Origin of the sequence: Candidatus Phyllobacterium onerii (assembly GCF_028331445.1) — a bacterium.
GTDB classification, from domain to species: domain Bacteria; phylum Pseudomonadota; class Alphaproteobacteria; order Rhizobiales; family Rhizobiaceae; genus Phyllobacterium; species Phyllobacterium onerii.
In genome coordinates this window covers 1-15,859 of record NZ_JAQMHX010000002.1, presented here as the reverse complement: position 1 = coordinate 15,859, position 15,859 = coordinate 1, and the positions used below count along the sequence as shown (strand labels likewise).

At 57.0% G+C, this 15,859-nt stretch carries 14 protein-coding genes and 3 pseudogenes; 5 read left to right on the top strand and 12 right to left on the bottom strand.

Annotated features, from left to right (window positions below; all coding sequences use genetic code 11):
- Positions 1–484 precede the first annotated feature (484 nt).
- On the top strand, positions 485–2,176 hold the full coding sequence (gene aspT / locus PHA01_RS05680; protein WP_271893959.1) for an aspartate-alanine antiporter: 1,692 nt from the start codon (positions 485–487) through the stop codon (positions 2,174–2,176).
- A gap of 22 nt (positions 2,177–2,198) precedes the next feature.
- Here the strand turns inward: aspT and PHA01_RS05675 are convergent, their stop codons facing one another.
- From PHA01_RS05675 to PHA01_RS05660, 4 genes are all read right to left on the bottom strand, one after another.
- Complete coding sequence (locus PHA01_RS05675) at positions 2,199–2,888, bottom strand: MarC family protein (RefSeq protein ID WP_271893958.1); 690 nt, start codon at positions 2,886–2,888, stop codon at positions 2,199–2,201.
- 486 nt (positions 2,889–3,374) lie between these two features.
- Positions 3,375–3,902 carry a hypothetical protein gene (locus tag PHA01_RS05670; RefSeq protein ID WP_271893957.1) on the bottom strand — a complete coding sequence of 176 codons (528 nt, stop codon included), beginning with the start codon at positions 3,900–3,902 and terminating at the stop codon, positions 3,375–3,377.
- Between the two features lie 163 nt (positions 3,903–4,065).
- The gene (locus tag PHA01_RS05665) at positions 4,066–4,422 is read right to left on the bottom strand and encodes a hypothetical protein (RefSeq protein ID WP_271893956.1); all 357 of its coding nucleotides are present in this window, start codon (positions 4,420–4,422) and stop codon (positions 4,066–4,068) included.
- Between the two features lie 368 nt (positions 4,423–4,790).
- On the bottom strand, positions 4,791–5,012 hold the full coding sequence (locus PHA01_RS05660) for a hypothetical protein (protein WP_112526712.1): 222 nt from the start codon (positions 5,010–5,012) through the stop codon (positions 4,791–4,793).
- A gap of 352 nt (positions 5,013–5,364) precedes the next feature.
- Here PHA01_RS05660 and PHA01_RS05655 point away from each other — a divergent pair, with 352 nt between their 5' ends.
- Positions 5,365–5,553 carry a hypothetical protein gene (locus PHA01_RS05655; protein ID WP_271893955.1) on the top strand — a complete coding sequence of 63 codons (189 nt, stop codon included), beginning with the start codon at positions 5,365–5,367 and terminating at the stop codon, positions 5,551–5,553.
- Positions 5,554–5,726: 173 nt separating this feature from the next.
- Here the strand turns inward: PHA01_RS05655 and PHA01_RS05650 are convergent, their stop codons facing one another.
- The 4 genes from PHA01_RS05650 to PHA01_RS05635 form a co-directional block, all read right to left on the bottom strand.
- Entirely contained in the window at positions 5,727–6,062 is a 336-nt protein-coding gene (locus PHA01_RS05650) for a hypothetical protein (protein ID WP_271893954.1), read from the bottom strand.
- A gap of 105 nt (positions 6,063–6,167) precedes the next feature.
- Positions 6,168–8,336, bottom strand: a complete 2,169-nt coding sequence (locus PHA01_RS05645; RefSeq protein ID WP_271893953.1) for a mechanosensitive ion channel family protein — start codon at positions 8,334–8,336, stop codon at positions 6,168–6,170.
- 305 nt (positions 8,337–8,641) lie between these two features.
- Entirely contained in the window at positions 8,642–8,770 is a 129-nt protein-coding gene (locus PHA01_RS05640; protein ID WP_271893952.1) for an ABC transporter, read from the bottom strand.
- A gap of 749 nt (positions 8,771–9,519) precedes the next feature.
- Positions 9,520–9,681, bottom strand: coding sequence for a hypothetical protein (locus PHA01_RS05635; RefSeq protein ID WP_271893951.1), 162 nt, complete (start codon positions 9,679–9,681; stop codon positions 9,520–9,522).
- Here PHA01_RS05635 and PHA01_RS05630 point away from each other — a divergent pair, their 5' ends adjacent.
- The 3 genes from PHA01_RS05630 to PHA01_RS05620 all read left to right on the top strand — a co-directional run bounded on the left by PHA01_RS05630 (position 9,682) and on the right by PHA01_RS05620 (position 12,437).
- Complete coding sequence (locus PHA01_RS05630; RefSeq protein ID WP_271893950.1) at positions 9,682–9,924, top strand: hypothetical protein; 243 nt, start codon at positions 9,682–9,684, stop codon at positions 9,922–9,924.
- Between the two features lie 444 nt (positions 9,925–10,368).
- A complete protein-coding gene (locus tag PHA01_RS05625) occupies positions 10,369–10,626 on the top strand; it encodes a hypothetical protein (RefSeq protein ID WP_271893948.1) in 258 nt (85 codons plus the stop codon).
- 281 nt (positions 10,627–10,907) lie between these two features.
- Positions 10,908–12,437, top strand: a complete 1,530-nt coding sequence (locus PHA01_RS05620) for a phospholipase D family protein (protein ID WP_271893947.1) — start codon at positions 10,908–10,910, stop codon at positions 12,435–12,437.
- 374 nt (positions 12,438–12,811) lie between these two features.
- Here the strand turns inward: PHA01_RS05620 and PHA01_RS05615 are convergent, their stop codons facing one another.
- The 4 genes and pseudogenes from PHA01_RS05615 to PHA01_RS05600 form a co-directional block, all read right to left on the bottom strand.
- Entirely contained in the window at positions 12,812–13,330 is a 519-nt protein-coding gene (locus PHA01_RS05615) for a hypothetical protein (RefSeq protein WP_417020926.1), read from the bottom strand.
- A 574-nt stretch (positions 13,331–13,904) separates the two neighbouring features.
- Positions 13,905–14,378 (bottom strand): annotated as a pseudogene (locus PHA01_RS05610) (IS30 family transposase); the annotation flags it as partial.
- Positions 14,379–14,638: 260 nt separating this feature from the next.
- Positions 14,639–15,665: pseudogene (locus tag PHA01_RS05605) on the bottom strand (IS110 family RNA-guided transposase).
- An 85-nt stretch (positions 15,666–15,750) separates the two neighbouring features.
- Positions 15,751–15,859, bottom strand: a pseudogene (locus tag PHA01_RS05600) (IS30 family transposase); the annotation flags it as partial.

Below are 15,859 nucleotides of genomic sequence, written 5' to 3'. Positions count from 1 at the left end.
ATTTGCCAACGTTCGAGTAGGTTCGAGTACTGCAGTTTCAATGAATTTCGCAGCCATCCCCCAACCTCGATAAGAAATACCACGACAGGGTTGTCATTGCTGTCACTGAAGGGCCACACTATGCCGCATTCCACCGGAAGCTTAAACAAAAGACAGCCTGGCCTACCTATGATGGAGCCTCACCTCTTGTCGTTACTGTAACGTACTTTCTTTTTGTCTCGACGGCTCGCATGCTTGGTGTGGACAATCGGCCTTGAGATAGCAGCCGCGGCAACCTTTGTCGGGCAAGGTGCTGACCCAAGAGACGATCCACTGCGAAAACTTGATGTGAAGGAAATCCACGGTACGGGAAAGCCAAGGCCCTCAAACTAATGCCACCTGAATGCGATCGCTGCAAAAGCGAAGCGTTGAACGCGTTTTCCACGGCGCCTTGATACTGAGCTGATCGTGTTCAAGCGCGAAGGTCGTCGCGGGGAGATGGGCTATGGTTTGGTTCGAGCAATTCCTAGTCAAGTATCCGGAGCTCGCCGTGTTTCTTGCGATCAGCATCGGCTACTTGATCGGTGGCGTGAAGGTCAGAGGCTTCGGCCTTGGGCCTGTTACCGGCTCCCTCTTCGCCGGTATTTTGATCGGTCAATTCGCCCACGTTCCGATTGCCGGCATGGCGAAGTCGTTGCTGTTCCTTCTGTTTCTTTTTGGCATTGGCTATTCGGTCGGGCCGCAGTTCCTGCAGGCCCTCAAACGAGACGGGTTGAAGCCCGTACTGCTCGCCGTGGTGGTGTGTGTGACAGGGCTGCTGACTGCCATCGTCATCGCCAAGGCCCTGGGGCTTGATCCGGGCTTTGCTGCGGGACTCGTGTCGGGCGCTCTCACAGAGAGTCCGGCGATGGGCACGGCGACTGAAGCCATCAACGCGCTCCCGCTTATGGAGGATGAGCGTGCCCGGCTGGTCGCACATGTCGCGGTGGCCGACGCGGTCTGCTACGTCTTTGGCGCCGTTGGCGTCATTTTGTTCTGCAGTGTGCTGGGCCCAAAATTGCTTGGCATCGACCTGGCAGCCGAGGCGCTTAAGCTGGAGCACGAGCTCGGCATTACGCGGACGGCGGCGGGGGTCGCGTCCGCTTGGCATAGGTTCGAGTTGCGCGCCTACCGGATCGCGGAGGGCGCGCCAATCGCAGGACTATCCGTAGCTGCAGCTGAGGCTAAATTTCCGGAGCACCGGCTGTTCATCCAGCGCGTGCGACGCGGCGAGCGAGTTATTGAGGCAAGCCCGGAGTTCGTCTTGAGCCCAGAGGATGTGGTCGCGGTGTCCGGCAGGCGAGAGACCCTGGTGGAGTTGCTCGGTCAGCGTGCCGCCGAGGTAGAGGATCGCGAACTCCTGGATATCCCAGTGTCAGTCGCCGACGTCCTTGTAACAAGCCGCGACCTTGACGGCCGGAGTATCGCGGACGCGGCCAAGGAAGACTGGACCCGCAGCCTCTATCTACGAGCCATCACGCGCGGGAGCCAGAACCTTCCGCTTGCACCTGGGATCTTGGTGCAGCGCGGCGACGTTCTGCGGTTGGTGGGGCCGGAGGCTGTCGTCTCGCGCGCCGCCAAGCGGGTAGGTGTCACTATCACACCAACGGCCTCGACCGACTTCTTCGTTCTCGGCCTCGCAATCTTCCTTGGAGGGCTTGTCGGCGTTCTCGTCACCTTTCCTATCGGGGATATGCGAATCTCTTTGAGCACCAGCGTGGGAACGTTGCTGGCGGGGCTCGTCGTGGGGCATATGCGCACGCGCTTTCCGCTCTTTGGCCGCATACCGGACGGAGCCGTCTCGCTGATGACGGCACTTGGTCTTGCCGCCTTCGTGGCAATGACCGGCCTCCATGCCGGCCCCATCTTCTTCTCAGCCATCGCGGAGGCGGGCGTAGGCCTGCTGTTCGGCGGCATGGTCGTTACCCTGATGCCCATGTTCGTAGGACTCTACGTTGGGCGCTACCTGCTCGGCATGAACCCCATACTGCTCCTCGGCGGGCTGGCAGGAGCGCAGACAATGACCGCCGGCATGGCAGCTGTGCAGGACCGGTCGGGGAGTCCGGTTGCCGTGCTCGGCTATACACCAGCGGTCCCCATTGGACATATCCTGCTTACAACCTGGGGAACGGTGATCGTGGGGGTCATAGCCGGCTAAATTCGACTTGCCCTGTTGCCGACTACGGCGTGGGTAGCGGCGGAGGAGAACCTGCGTAGAGAAGGGATCTCAACAACTCGCTTCCGCCCGACCAGAAGATCTGCAAGCCGAGGCAAAACAGAATGAATGCCGAAAGCCGCACGGCGATATCGGTGCCGCCAGGGCCCAGAATCCTTTGGCTGCGATCCGCATAGCTGAAGCAAAGCAGGATGGTCAATGCCAGAACGGCTATGGCGACGACGCTTGCCATGACGAATATGAGCCTTTCGGCAGGACCCGTAACCGTCGCCTCCGAAAGCCCGATGCTGATCACCACGGCCATGGAGCCTGGCCCTGTCGTGAGTGGGAGGGTCAGGGGATAGAAGGCCTGATCCAGCAGATTGGTGCGCGGAACTCCGCCTGCCGGCGCTTCCAGTTCCTTCTTGCTTCCTTCATTAAGAAGTTTCCAACCTGAGACAGCGACAATGAACCCGCCAGCGACGCGAAGTATGGGAATTGAAATCCCGTAAAACTGGAGGATGAGCGCGCCAAGCAAGAACGAACAGACCAGGAGGACGAACGAGTTCAACGCGATCCGGCGCGCAAGGACAGCGCGGATCTCAGGTGTTGCACCACGGGTCAACCCGAGGAAGACGAGTGCGGAACCTGGCGGATTGACCACCGGAAAGATCGATGCCAAGACGAGGACGAACGTATTTATGGTCGCGTTCATTTAGGCGGGTCCATTTTGATGAGCCGGCGGTGCCGGGACTTCGGGATGTTTTCATGGCGATCTCGGCTGGACGTCTCGGTCATCCATCGCCTTTCGAACCCATGCGCGGTTTAACGACTCGGCTGTTCTCTTGCAGAACAGACCATACATCCATCGTGAGCAGCTTGCTACGCTATGTTTGTCGAGGCAGTACGGACCAAATGGATCCGGCGGTCGGGGTTGCTGTTTCCAATGGTTAAAGCCCTTCGAGTCGACTGGGCCGGTTTGCCCTGTCGCAGGGAAAAATCAAATGCACGAAGGTGGGCCTTGGGTTGACAAAGTGACCTTGTTACCTAGGGAAAGTCCCGATTGTGGCAAGGCCTCTTTTGCGACATAATTAATTGTCCAATCGTGTCCATACCCGTCCCGATTGGTTACCCCTACCCGTCGTTGTGCTTGAACCCCAACGGCGGGTCTTTTGCGCCAGTGCTCGCTACGAGCGCCCGGTCAATGCTTGAGACACTTTTTTCCCGCTGCCATTGCCTTGAAAGTCCCCTTCAGATCGACGACGAAGGTCCCCTTGGTCTCGGGAAACACGGTCATTTCATATTTCTTTGCTACGTCTCGCTTGAACTTCGGGTCGTCTGTCAAGATGTAGCCGCCAGAAAGTCCGCCTTTGAGTTCACCACTCGTGCTGGTAGCGACACCCTTGTAAAGATTGCGGTCGAGAGCGACGAAGATGTCCGTCGTGTTCCCGTTCTTAAGGCCGATATCCGCCTTCGTGAACACGCCGAGATATCCGACCTCCTGATTTGCGGTAACGCCCATTTGCACCGATCCTTGGCCAAAGTCGCGCACGATCAAACAATCTCCGCGAGTTTGATTTGTATAGATGGTCCAGCCGTCGATGTCCTTCCCATATCGGACGAGCACATCGCTCGCCTTAGGGAGGGGATTTTGGCTTTGTGCGTTAGCTGCTATCGCAGACGAAACTGTTATCGTCGTAGCCGCGATGAGTGTCAGGAAGTTTCGCATGAATGTTCCCCTTTGTGGGTGCCCGTTGCACCTTGTTTAATTGCTGAAATTTGTATGGTGGTCGTCGTCAACTGCGCTAACGACTACCCCGTCTCCATGGTTTGTTAGACCAATGCGTGATCCGGCTATCAAAAAAGGCTCGACTGAATGCCGAGCCTCCACCTCAATACTTTATGTTTCGGCCCGTCTTACGAGCGTCCTGCTTAGTATGTTGCTTGTCTTGACGGCACGCAGCGTTGCTCTTCTGGTTGGCCGCACGACAATCTTGCTTCGTTTGTCGAGCTTCGGGGCGAGCTTGTTGGCGAACGTCACGCGCTTGTTGGCGCTGTTGCGCTTGCTGAGCCGCGAATGATATTTCTGAAAAACTTAAAAAGGAAATTGCAATCACCGCTGCAGTAATTAGAGGCTCTAATTTAGGCATAATTAAAACTCCCCTACAGGGTTGCCATTTTCGCTGAAGGCAGGATGGCCAGTTCAGCAGGCCGTGGTCTTCATGGCTGGCTTTTTCAGGAACTTCCACCAGAGTACCCCGATAATTTACGCTCCGATGGGGCAGGCGACAATCAGGAGTTCCCCTGAGGCGGGCCGGAATAGTTCCTTTTCGAAGGGGAAGGAAAAGACCCAGCCCGCATGGCTTGTGGACTCTGCAGGGCTGGGTCGAGACGTTCGCTTGCGACAAACGTCAAGGGACAATCAATAACCGAGTTGCTACTGATCAACAGCCATTTCGACTTAAGGTTACTGTTGGATAAACGAGCAGTTCCAACAATGGCGATTGTCCATCGCACTGCAAAGCCACTGTCCTGCCACACCGCGGGCAAAGGAACGCGATTGAGTAATTGCGATCAACCAGCGTAAGTAGCGGGTTGAGCCGGAAGTCCCGCCCATCTAATCCTCGTCCAGCCTGCGCAGATGCCGGTAGCCTATTTGATGCAGAACAATGCTGACGAGCAGCGCCGAGGCTAGGATGACAAGGCCCCATAATCGATCGTGACTGAACCTGGCAAAAAAGAAATAAGAACCGAGTCCGGCGACAGCGAACAGGGTAATGGCCAAGCCGTTGTAGAACGTCGCCCGAAGTATGATCTGTGCCTTGCGCGATTCTTTCATGGCCGAAACATATCACAAAGACACTGAGGAGGATGGATCAACCGCCGCCACGGCAATCGCATCATTGGATGCCGCCGCTTTCGGCCACAATCGGGCTTCCCACCTAAGCTCGCCGGGAAACTACGCAATCTTTACCGAGGAAATAGCCCGACGTAAATTGCGCTGCCAGCCGCAGCGCAACCTGCAATTTTGCCGATGCCAATGCGCGGGCGCGCTGCGCTTCCGGATAGTTTTCAATATTTTCAGTTGGTTCATTTCATCAGGATCATAGGACCAAGACCACAGTGAAGCTGACGGCGATGCCGCCCGCTCGGTCTGGTGGCAAATAGTCAATCCTGTGACGGGAGAATCGTTGCGGTCGGGCATCGAGCAGATTGTCCTCGACCAGAGGCCCGAAGTCGAAATCCGCCGTAGTCTTGTCACGCGCCTGGCAATCCGCTTCGCCGGCGCGCACGGGGTGATAAACGCAATCGAACTATGCCGTGAGCTGGCCAACCCAACCTTGGGCAATGGTTGCGTCTCGCCGCGGCGGGACAACTAGGAAATGCGACGGCCTCCCGTGAGGCTGCCAGCCGTCTGAAGCAACGGCGCGATCAGTTCTGGACGACGTTTCGCTCCAATATGACCGCGCGCCAATATACGTCCGCGCTCATTGACCAGCTTGGCGCTGGCCTGAGCAAGGCCGGCTTCGCCCCGTTGTAAGCGCCTGAACTCTTAGTCGCCGTCATCCCGGTCATCATCGTCGTCATCATCGAATCTCGAAGGGTCGACAACCGGAAGCAGGAAGATACGCCAGTCCTCGTGACCATCAAACTCGCCCGACTGGCCAGCCCTCGCGCGGCTGGCCTGCCAGATTTCGGTTTCCTTCGGCAGCGCCTTACGCAAATTGATTTCCGCGAAACCGTCCCAGAGGCAACGGCCCTGGTTTTGGAACACATGCAGATCCCGCCGTAGCGCCTCGTCCGACAGAAGCGCCTTGGCATCGTCTTCGGTCGCCGCGTCGAAAGCGACTATTCCTCGTCCTAAAATCTCGGCCACGAACACGCTCATTTTTCGATCCTCCCAGACCCTGTTGATGTCCCCGTTGGCTGAAAACGTTCCAGGTTCAGAAGCTTCGTCTTCAGCAACACCTCGCACACGATCTCCCTCGTTGGCTCAGCTTTCGCCTTCCACCAATTTCAGTTTGGCCTCAGCAGCCTTCTTGCGTGTGATGGTATCGGATGCAGCCGCTACGGCACCTGCCGCGTGATCCTCGCCGCCTGCGACCTGCACGGTCGGGGAAGCAAAGCCGATGCCGTTCAACGCAAATGCTTCGCGGATCATCGCGTAGGCGCGACGCCGGATGGCGGACTGGTGGCCAGGCTTAGTCATCACGGCGAAGCTCAGTTTGATGCCATAGTCGCTAAAGGCCTCGACGCCCTTCATCTTCACCGTTTCGATGATATAGGGGCCGAGTTCCTCATCCTCTAGCAATTCCGCACCGACACCCTTCACCAATTTTTTGATCTTGACGAGGTCGACGTCGAAGTTGACCGAAATGAAGAACTTGTCGATGACCCAATCCCGGCTCATATTCTGCACCGCGCCCAGCGTGCCGAACGGAATGGTGAAGATCGGACCGCGATGGTGGCGCAGTTTGACCGAGCGGATGCCGAAGGATTCAACGGTCCCCATGTAGCTACCGCTCTGAATATATTCTCCGACCCGAAATGCATCATCGGTCATGTAGAAAATGCCGCTGATTATGTCCTTGACCAGCGATTGCGAACCGAAGCCGATGGCGACGCCGAAAATGCCCGCACCCGCGATCAATGGGCCGATTGCCACGCCAAGCCCCGACAGAACCATCATGACTGCAATGGCGGCGATCGCCACGGCGAGGAAATTGCGCAGGATCGGCAGCAGTGTCATGAGCCGTCCGCTGCGGGCCAGTGCTGCTTCATCGCCGCCTTCGATTCGCGCACGTTCGATGCGCTGATTGATGAAGCCCTTCACCATATGCCAGATGAGATCCGCTGCAAGCAAAATGACTACGCCTCCCAGTACGCCGCGGATCATACGGCTGGCAGCCTCGTCCTCCATCAATCCGATTGCCCGGAAACGAACGACAGCAGCGAGCCAAGCTGCGGCGAGCGCGATAATGACCACCCTCGCGGTCCGCTCGATGAGCACTTCCAAGACCGGATTCCCGGGCTTGACCGTCGTATCGTCAGGACCGGAGAAGAACGACTTCACGATCGTGCTTGTCGTCCTCAAAATCGGCGGCAGGATGAGCACATAGATGCCGACCCACAATGCCCCGCCCGTGCCCGCGACCCACAACAGCCAGAGCAGGCAAAGATAACATGTGAGCAGCCACTCCTTGACGCGGTAGACACGGGAAGCGATGGGGGCTTTCGGACGGTTCCAGACGGTTTCCAAGGCAACCGCCAGCAGCCCAACGCCGAATATATAGAGGATCAGGCTCTTGACGTTGGGGGTAAAATTGAGCGCCGTCATCATGGCGGCTACGGTCCAACCTGTGAAGAATATTCCTGCAAAGAAGGCAACGCGGCGATACCAGAACGCCGCCCCCGTGTCGTCCATGGGGATGAGGCGCGCGAGGACTTCGCCGCTGTCATTCACTCGACTGCGGTCAGTTCCAAGAAGTATGGCTGTCATTTGCATGATGACACGCCATGCGATGAGGGCGACAAGCATGGGAAGGACAAGCATGGCCAGGAGCGGCGGCCATGTGAGGGCGTGGAAGACACCAACACTGACAAAGGCAAAGACCACCAAAGGTGCAATGGCCGTGAAAATCGAACGACCGATGACACGGTGACGCGCGTGCGAACCCTCAATCTCAGGCGACTCCGCCATTGGTCGTCTTCCCCGGCCGAGAATCCGCCGGAACGCAAATTCGGCCCCGAAGCCGAGTCCGGCAAACGCAGCAAAAAGCACTAGGATCGCCCCCGGACGTCGACCGTTGATTTCGGTCATGATCGTGGAGCGTGCTTGGGAAAACTCGGCTGGCACGGCTGGAATGGCTTGTACGATACCGCGCAGATGCGCCCGAATGGCGTTTGACCAAACCATAAAGTTGGTCGCTGTTGGCGTGTCGGGTACTTCTGCGGCGGGCGGCGGGTTATTCTTCGTGGTAATCCAGGCTTTGATTTCCGGATCATCCAGGAGTTTGATCAGTTCCTCAATCTTGCCGGGCGGAGGCGGCGCAAATGCCTTCTGCGCTTGCGAAGTTGTGAAAGATGCCCACAACAAAGCGATGCTCAAGACGAGCAGGATGCTTACCTTGGCGGCCAAGTCCCTGATTGCAGCAATGTGCATTCAAATCCCCTGACATGCAGCTTAAACACCATACGCCGAAGAGGTCGGCCTGTCTAAAAAACAAATGGGGCGGCGAGCTCCGCCAAAGGCGTTCGCTTACAAGAGATATCTCCCTGACTTCAAAATCCACATGTCCACCAAGCACCAGAGTCTGACCGGGCAGAGGGAGCGGAACCCTATGAGGTGTCGCAGTGCTCAACCGGCGCTAGATATTTACTACCGGATACCACGTAGAGTGCCGGTGTCTTGCAATCGATGGAAATGGGAAGGTGAATCACCTTCCCACAGCACAGAAACAGCAGCCTTTATTTATAGACTGGTGCTGCTGCCGGTTCCGCCATTGGCGGAGGAGCTTTTCCTTTGCCGATTGATCCGCAGGCGCTTAAACTTATCACTGTTAGTACGGCAACGACGGTGATCAGAACTCTGTTCATTCGAAGATCCTTTTCATCAAGTTGTAGTAGGCCAACGACTCGAGGCTAACACAGATAGTGTTAAGCGCTAGGCGTTTGGATCGCGAAACATATGGGTAGTGCCCCGATAGCCACACCTGGGTCTTTTCAGGCCAGGGACCGCGGCGATATCTTGCGGCGACCATGTCCATCAACTGCCCGCAATGGCGTGCGCTTTTCGTTCAGCCATGCCTGCCGTCGCTGGACGGGCAAATGCCCGTTGGAGCATTGGCGCGAGTTCAAGCAAAGATTGGTTGCCTCAGTCACTGCCTGGCGGCACAAATTGGTTTCTGTCAGCTAGAGGCACCCAACGTTTGTCGATTAAAGCCAATGCTTTGCGCTTTGATGCCAACCCACTTGCAGATTTGGCCGTAGCTACAACCTTTCCAGTTGAGGAACGGGGCAATCGATATCTCTATTTCATTTCGAACAGGTGATGCGAGCACGAAACGATCATCACGGTGCTTATGGTAGGCCGCGGCGCTATCTGCCAGTAGTTAAAGTCGAGACAGGGATCGACTGTCTTACGTGCCCACATCCAACAGATGAAGGACGGCAAGCGCTGGGGTGCTGCCAGCGCGAAAACTTCTTCACACCGAAGCCACCCGCGACGCCTACGGGGCCAAGCGCACCGAGTGACCAACCCGGGGGCTGCGGCCCCACCATCAATCTTCAAGGAGACGAAATGACCCGAGCCATCCAATCTGACCTGCGCTTCAGGGGCTGCGCAATCAAGACCAACGTTCAAGGACCCGGCGCGCAGGGCGCTGATCGAGCAGCTGAACGCGGCGGGCTTCAAGGCCTCCGTTTGGGGCTTCAAGGCGCGGATCGCCGCCGAAGGCCACCAGCGCCGCGTGAAGCAGGCGACCGGCATCGAGCCGGAGGTGATCCACATGACCACCTCTGAGCCCCGCAAGCCCCTGAGCGTCGGCGCGGTCGTCGTCTGGACCATTATCAACCCGCTGTTCGGCCTGATCGCGCTGAGTGTCCGCAACAAGGCCATCCGCGACGGCGAGCCCCGGGTGACGGAGGAGGCGACGACACGTCCTCCAGCGCACCCGATGGGCCCGGTTTTTCGGATCGTCATGCTGATCATCGCCATCGGCATCTTTGCCGCCTGTCACGGGAGTTTATGAAGTGAGACTACTAGGCACAGACGACCTGCAGGCGGCCCGTAGTGCGGCCGCTGGGCGCTTCTACCAGATCGGCATGGGTGGGGGATGCCCGAGGGCTGGACGTTCGCGTTCCGCACTTGTCGGGCGCGTGCCACTGGGACAAGAAGCACAGCTTCGGCCCCCCGGCCGGTGACGCGCGAGGGCCCTGCCACGCCCACCTGCACGCGGTGCCGAAGCTGTTATCGCTTGGTCATCCTGAATACTGGGCGTATTGTGCAATCATGGAAAAGGCGTCCAATTCTTTTCCATGATTGCCCCAAATAAGCCCGCTGTCAGCAGACCTCGCGGCAGCGGGGCTTTTGGAAAACCTAGTCTTAAAGCTGAGCGTACACGTTTTATCGTGTTCAGCACGATGGACACCGCCCCAGCGGGCTCGCCCCAACCCCTTTAAGGGAGGATACTAAAATGCCTTATTTAAAGCCTTTGTTCATCGCATCGATAATCGCGATATCTCTTGCCAGTTTACCTGCAATATCGTGGGCGACGGAGCAGGGCCAGCAACGTCAGCAGGCGCGTGACACCCGCCAGCAGGCGCGCCCAGAAGCACGACAAACAAAGCAGGATTGCCGCGCCGCCAACCAGAAAAGCAACGCTGCATGCCGTCAGGATAAGCGGCATACCAAGCAGGACGCACGCAAAACAGGCCGAGCCATTAAATATTGATTATCGGACCTTGTTTGGCAAAAAAACGCCACTGGGTTCAAAGCAACGGCGGGTACGGGGTTCGTCAACCGCGGCGATGGGCGTCACGGTCCGACGATGTGATTGTGCGCCGATAGGGGCGTACCTCCGATCGGGTCTTACCCTACGTTGGCAGTTAATTTTCCGGCCTTTGTCGTCTTGCTTGCGATCTTTACTAGCGGCAAAGTGCGCGACACAGCCAAAGTCCAGCTTTGCGAGCCGCTAAGAGACGTTGGCGTGGTGCGTTCTGGAGGGGGCGTAGTATGAAACCATTTGTCTTGGCCGCGGGGCTCTCTTTGTTTCTTCTCTCCGCATGTTCGCACACCGTGCGAACATTCGAGCAAACACCGTCATATTCGCCCGCGCAGCCGACAAGCACGCGGCTGACACAACTTGTCCAAAGGCTTGGCGATCCAAAGGACGGTCGCTCCGGGGTCAGGCTGATCGGCAACGGAGAAGAAGCTCTGGCGGCGCGCTTGGCGCTTGCAGCGGCCGCCGAAAAAACGATCGATGCGCAGTATTACCTTGTGCACAATGATCCTACCGGAAAAATCTTTGCGTGGAGCTTGCTGCAAGCCGCGGATCGGGGTGTGCGGGTGCGGCTATTGCTCGATGACATGGACACTAAGAGCTATGATGCCGTGACTGCGGCTCTGGACTCGCATAAAAACATCGAAATCCGGCTCTTTAACCCGTTCTGGCGGGATCAGAGCCTTGTCGCGGCCGGACTCACCGACTTCAAGCGGATCAACCGCCGGATGCACAACAAGTCGATGACCGCCGACAACGCCATGTCGATCGTCGGTGGCCGCAATATCGGCGATGAGTATTTCCTGGCCAAGAGGGAATTGAACTATTCGGATCTTGATCTGCTGGTTGCTGGACCCGTTGTCGACGAAGTCTCGACAAACTTTGATGAGTACTGGAACAGCAAGTTTGCAGTGCCTGCGCGCGCCGTCGTCGGCAAACCGAAGGGGTTTAGTCTGGACCAGGCGCGCGATCGCCTCGACGAGATCATCGGGAAAGCCCGGGAGACGGAATATGCCAGCGTCGTGCGTGCGGCTGCGAAGCAGAACTTAACGCCATCGACGCTGAAGCTCGCGTGGGTTCGCGCCAAAATGTACTCGGACCCCCCTTCAAAAGCGGCCGGTGAAGACAACAAGGAAGCGGTTCTTGCCTCTCAACTGGCAAAGTATTTCGCCCGTGCGACATCAAAGGTTGAGATCGTTTCTGCATATTTCGTGCCACGCAAACGCGGCACAGAGTGGTTGGGGGAACTTGAGGCGCGGGGCGTCGAGGTTTTGGTTGTAACCAATTCGCTGGCATCGACCGACGTGAAACCCGTCTATGCGCATTATGCAAAGGACCGGCGGGCCCTTCTGGAAGGTGGAGTCCACCTCTACGAACTTCGGCCTGACGCAGATCAAGAAGCGCGGCGCGGCGTCAATTGGGGGGAATCGCGATCGGGTCTGCATGCCAAGGCATTTACCATCGACGATCGTTACCTGTTCGTCGGCTCGTTCAACTGGGACCCCCGGTCGGTGAATATCAATACGGAGATGGGCATTCTGGTTGACTCGCCTGAATTTACCAGGAAGACGTCGAATGCCCTAAGAGGCGTTTTAAGAGAAGAAACCTATGCCGTACGGCTGGACAAGGACAAGCGGATCTCGTGGACGGAGACCGGGCCGGACGGGACGCAGCGGATCTACTATCATGAGCCCACGGGTTCGTCCTGGGATCAATTCGTTGCGGGATTTTATGCGATTCTCCCTATCGGTTCGCAGCTCTGAGGTTTTCTCGACGCAACCCAGCCTAACCGGCGTTCTAAAGTGACGACTTTGTCCGCCCACATTTCGTCATCCAGACCGTCCAGACCCAGCTAGACTGTAGCGTTCGCCGCGGAGCGCCAAACAGGATAGTTCTATTCGACAACCGAAGCGATAGCGGCTGGAGCAAAGTGTTCTTGCCGCCTGCCGCTGGCCCCTTGTCGGTTGGCCGCCAATAAGCGATCCATGAGCACGATCACCGGACGTGTCACACGTATTGGATCACGAGCGTGGAGAGAATGTTGAGGTGGGATCCAAGGGAGTCTGCACACCCCCACCAAGCGACCCGTCGAAACAATTCGACCTTGCGCTTGTGGCGTGCTCAGATACCGCTCTTCTCAACCCTCAGGCCCGGTGTAACCAATCGCATTCGGCCCCCCATTCATCTCCCGAAGCTTGGTTATGTACTGCTGCGGACGCAGCAAGTGGCCGGGCACTTTATAGCCCATGGACCGCGCAATGTCGCCCACGAAGGCATTGCAGTTATACGTGGTCGCTTGCCAAAAGTGCGAACTGGCCTTCAGTTTGCGTATGTAGGCAACGACTTTATTGTATTCGGCTTCGCTCAACATGACCCGCCAGCTCGCCGACCTGTACCTGTCGTCCAGATCACCGTCGCTTTCCCCGGTCTCAGCCGGCACGGGTATGTAATGACCAAGAATGTAGGGAACGACACTATCTGTAGCCGGGGCAAGGCCGGAGACTTCGGGATCGATCATTTGGCCCGCCTCGTCCAGACGGCCAAAAATCACGAAAGTGTGGCCGTAGGTGAGGGCATAGCGGGAGCGGAACTCAATGAAGTATTGCCCTTCCTTCTGTTGAAGTGACGAAGTGGGTGAGGGAGCGCCGACTGCCATCGAGCCTTGATTGTTGTAGGTCACGACATTCGGCTTGATTCCAGTATTCGACACACATCCCTCTACCGCCAGGGCAAGCAAGGCTACAAAGACTAGACGACCATTTGCATTCATCATTCATTCCCGAACTCGAGGAGCGAACACCGTCTCAGCGACTGAGCCGGCGTTGTCGCTCGCCACGCATGTGCCTGGACTGAAAACCGCTAGTACGACAACTACCGCGATCAGAAATTCACCGGACGATCTCGTTCCCCAACAAGAGTAGGCGAACAGCTGCAAATTACCACAGAAAGCGGTGAAGGCTAGCGGTCGATGCAAGGCACAGTTAGTTTCACACAGGAACCGACGGTTTCAACGTTGCTGCTCGCGCCCTGATCGCTTGTGCATCCAGCCAAGCGGGAAAACCCCGATCGATATGGGCTTCATAGGCGGACATTTGTTTTTTTGACTTAGCGATCTCAGCCCCAAATAAAAAGGAAAATGCCCCTACAAACAAAACAGCGAATGCACCAGCAGCCACCGTCGAAACGTGGCTGTAGATTCCATCTGAAGCGCGACTTGCGATATCTGAAAGCTAGCCTGCCCGCCGTGTCTGTGCGAGCAGTTTTTGCCGGAAGACTTCTGCTGGCGTTTTATAGCCAAGGCATTTGCGTGGTGTTGCATTCAGTCTGTTGCAGATTTCCGTTAGATCACGGTCGCTGAGAGACAGAGGATCAACCTCTCTCGACAGCCATTTCCTGGCCCGTCTGTTGGTGTTTTCGACGGTGCCTTTTTGCCAGGGCGACTGCGGATCACAGAACCATGTTTGCGTTCCGATGCCTGCCTGCAGGTAAGGCCAATCGGTGAACTCGGTGCCACGATCGAAGGTGATCGAACGGCGGGCGAGATGGGGCAGGGATTGCAGCGCCTGGATCAGCCCATCCATAACAGGTTTTGACTGCCGGTCGTTGTTGCGCAGGAATACAGCAAACCGGCTGACGCGTTCAACCAGCGACGTCACGTTGGCCTTTCCGAACTTCTTGCCAAACTGCATGAGGTCACATTCCCATGTGTGGATACCCCGGGCGATGCAAGGACTTTTTTGGATCGTTCGAACGTGAGATCGGGTGCGGTCATGTGTCAGGCCTCTGTTCAAGCGACCATCTCATGCCGCGGGCCGGTATGGCGATGCGAAGGTCAGGTCCAAATCAATGGCGCGGGCGCGAAGCCCTCTGGGAATGCCTGGTTTTCCTGACCTCGATCTTGCCGATCTGTTTGTCCTTACTTTCCAACGTCCTCCTCACACCATCGAGGGTGCCTGTTTCGGCACTAGGCCGAGATAGGCACACCCCGATATTCTTCACCTCTTGTCATCATTGCCCAGATCGCCCGCGCTGTCTTATTCGCAAGTGCAATGGCAACGAGCAATCGTGGCTTGCGCTCCAGCATGTGCTGAAGCCACGATCCGTTGGGCGCTCCATTTTTGATCGCCCATCGGATGCGGGTCATCGCACCAATGATCAACAGCCGCCTGATATCCCGCTGTCCCATTTTCGATGTTCGACCCAGTTTCTGGCGTCCGCCTGTCGATTTCTGGAGCGGCACAAGTCCCAGCCAGGCTGCAAAATCACGCCCGCGGCGAAAGCTGTTCATATCCGGTCCAAATGCTTTTATGGCCATGGCACTCACTGGGCCAATACCCGGAGCAGTTTGCAGACGCATTGCTTCCGGGTCTCGCTTCGCTTCCTCCTTCATTTGACGCTCGACAATGGCGATCTTTGCATTACAGCTTTGAAGCTGGTCGATGAGAAGGCGTGCGAGCTCCACGACGAGCAAAGGCAATGTTGTATCGGGGTCTTCAATTTCCCGCTCAAGCTTACGTACGAAAGTGAGGCCCGCAGGCACAGTAACACCATATTCCATCAGGTGGCCGCGCAGGGCGTTGACGATCTGGTTACGTTGATGAACCAGGAGATCACGCGTTTTGAATACCATGGCTCTTGATTGCTGCTCAGTGGTTTTAACCGGTACGAAGCGCATGGTCGGTCGAACCGCAGGCCTCACTGATAGCCTCGGCGTCAGCCGCGTCGTTCTTATGTCTTTTTACAAAGGGCTTTACATAGATCGGCGGAATTAGCCTGACCTCGTGGCCCAAAGCACCAATCTCGCGACCCCAATAATGCGCTGAGCCACAAGCCTCCATCGCCACGATTGTTGGCGGATGGCTTGCAAGAAAGACACGCAACTGCTCTCTCGTCAGTTTTTTCCGGAACAGCGGCCGGCCAGAAACATCCGCTCCATGTAACTGGAATACGGTTTTAGCCAGATCGATACCAATAATTGCAGCGCTTTCCATGAATACCTTCTCCTGTGTCAAAGCCGAGCCTCGGCAGCAGTATGCTCGATCTCGGTGCGGCCGAGGAGGGGTATCCACACCATCAATGCCCGAACTGTTTGCGCTCGGCAACGACGTCGGGACGGAAAAGAATGTTGACTTCCGGGCTGAAACGACGGCCATGGCGCCGTCTGGCATGCCTCGGCCGGCGTCTG

Bases quoted from the DNA above. Each gene is read 5' to 3' on its own strand.
- aspT (WP_271893959.1), top strand. From the start codon at position 485: ATGGTTTGGTTCGAGCAATTCCTAGTCAAGTATCCGGAGCTCGCCGTG.
- PHA01_RS05675 (WP_271893958.1), bottom strand. From the start codon at position 2,888: ATGAACGCGACCATAAATACGTTCGTCCTCGTCTTGGCATCGATCTTT.
- PHA01_RS05670 (WP_271893957.1), bottom strand. From the start codon at position 3,902: ATGCGAAACTTCCTGACACTCATCGCGGCTACGACGATAACAGTTTCG.
- PHA01_RS05660 (WP_112526712.1), bottom strand. From the start codon at position 5,012: ATGAAAGAATCGCGCAAGGCACAGATCATACTTCGGGCGACGTTCTAC.
- PHA01_RS05650 (WP_271893954.1), bottom strand. From the start codon at position 6,062: ATGAGCGTGTTCGTGGCCGAGATTTTAGGACGAGGAATAGTCGCTTTC.
- PHA01_RS05645 (WP_271893953.1), bottom strand. From the start codon at position 8,336: ATGCACATTGCTGCAATCAGGGACTTGGCCGCCAAGGTAAGCATCCTG.
- PHA01_RS05640 (WP_271893952.1), bottom strand. From the start codon at position 8,770: ATGAACAGAGTTCTGATCACCGTCGTTGCCGTACTAACAGTGATAAGT.
- PHA01_RS05630 (WP_271893950.1), top strand. From the start codon at position 9,682: ATGACCACCTCTGAGCCCCGCAAGCCCCTGAGCGTCGGCGCGGTCGTC.
- PHA01_RS05625 (WP_271893948.1), top strand. From the start codon at position 10,369: ATGCCTTATTTAAAGCCTTTGTTCATCGCATCGATAATCGCGATATCT.
- PHA01_RS05620 (WP_271893947.1), top strand. From the start codon at position 10,908: ATGAAACCATTTGTCTTGGCCGCGGGGCTCTCTTTGTTTCTTCTCTCC.
- PHA01_RS05615 (WP_417020926.1), bottom strand. From the start codon at position 13,330: ATGGCAGTCGGCGCTCCCTCACCCACTTCGTCACTTCAACAGAAGGAA.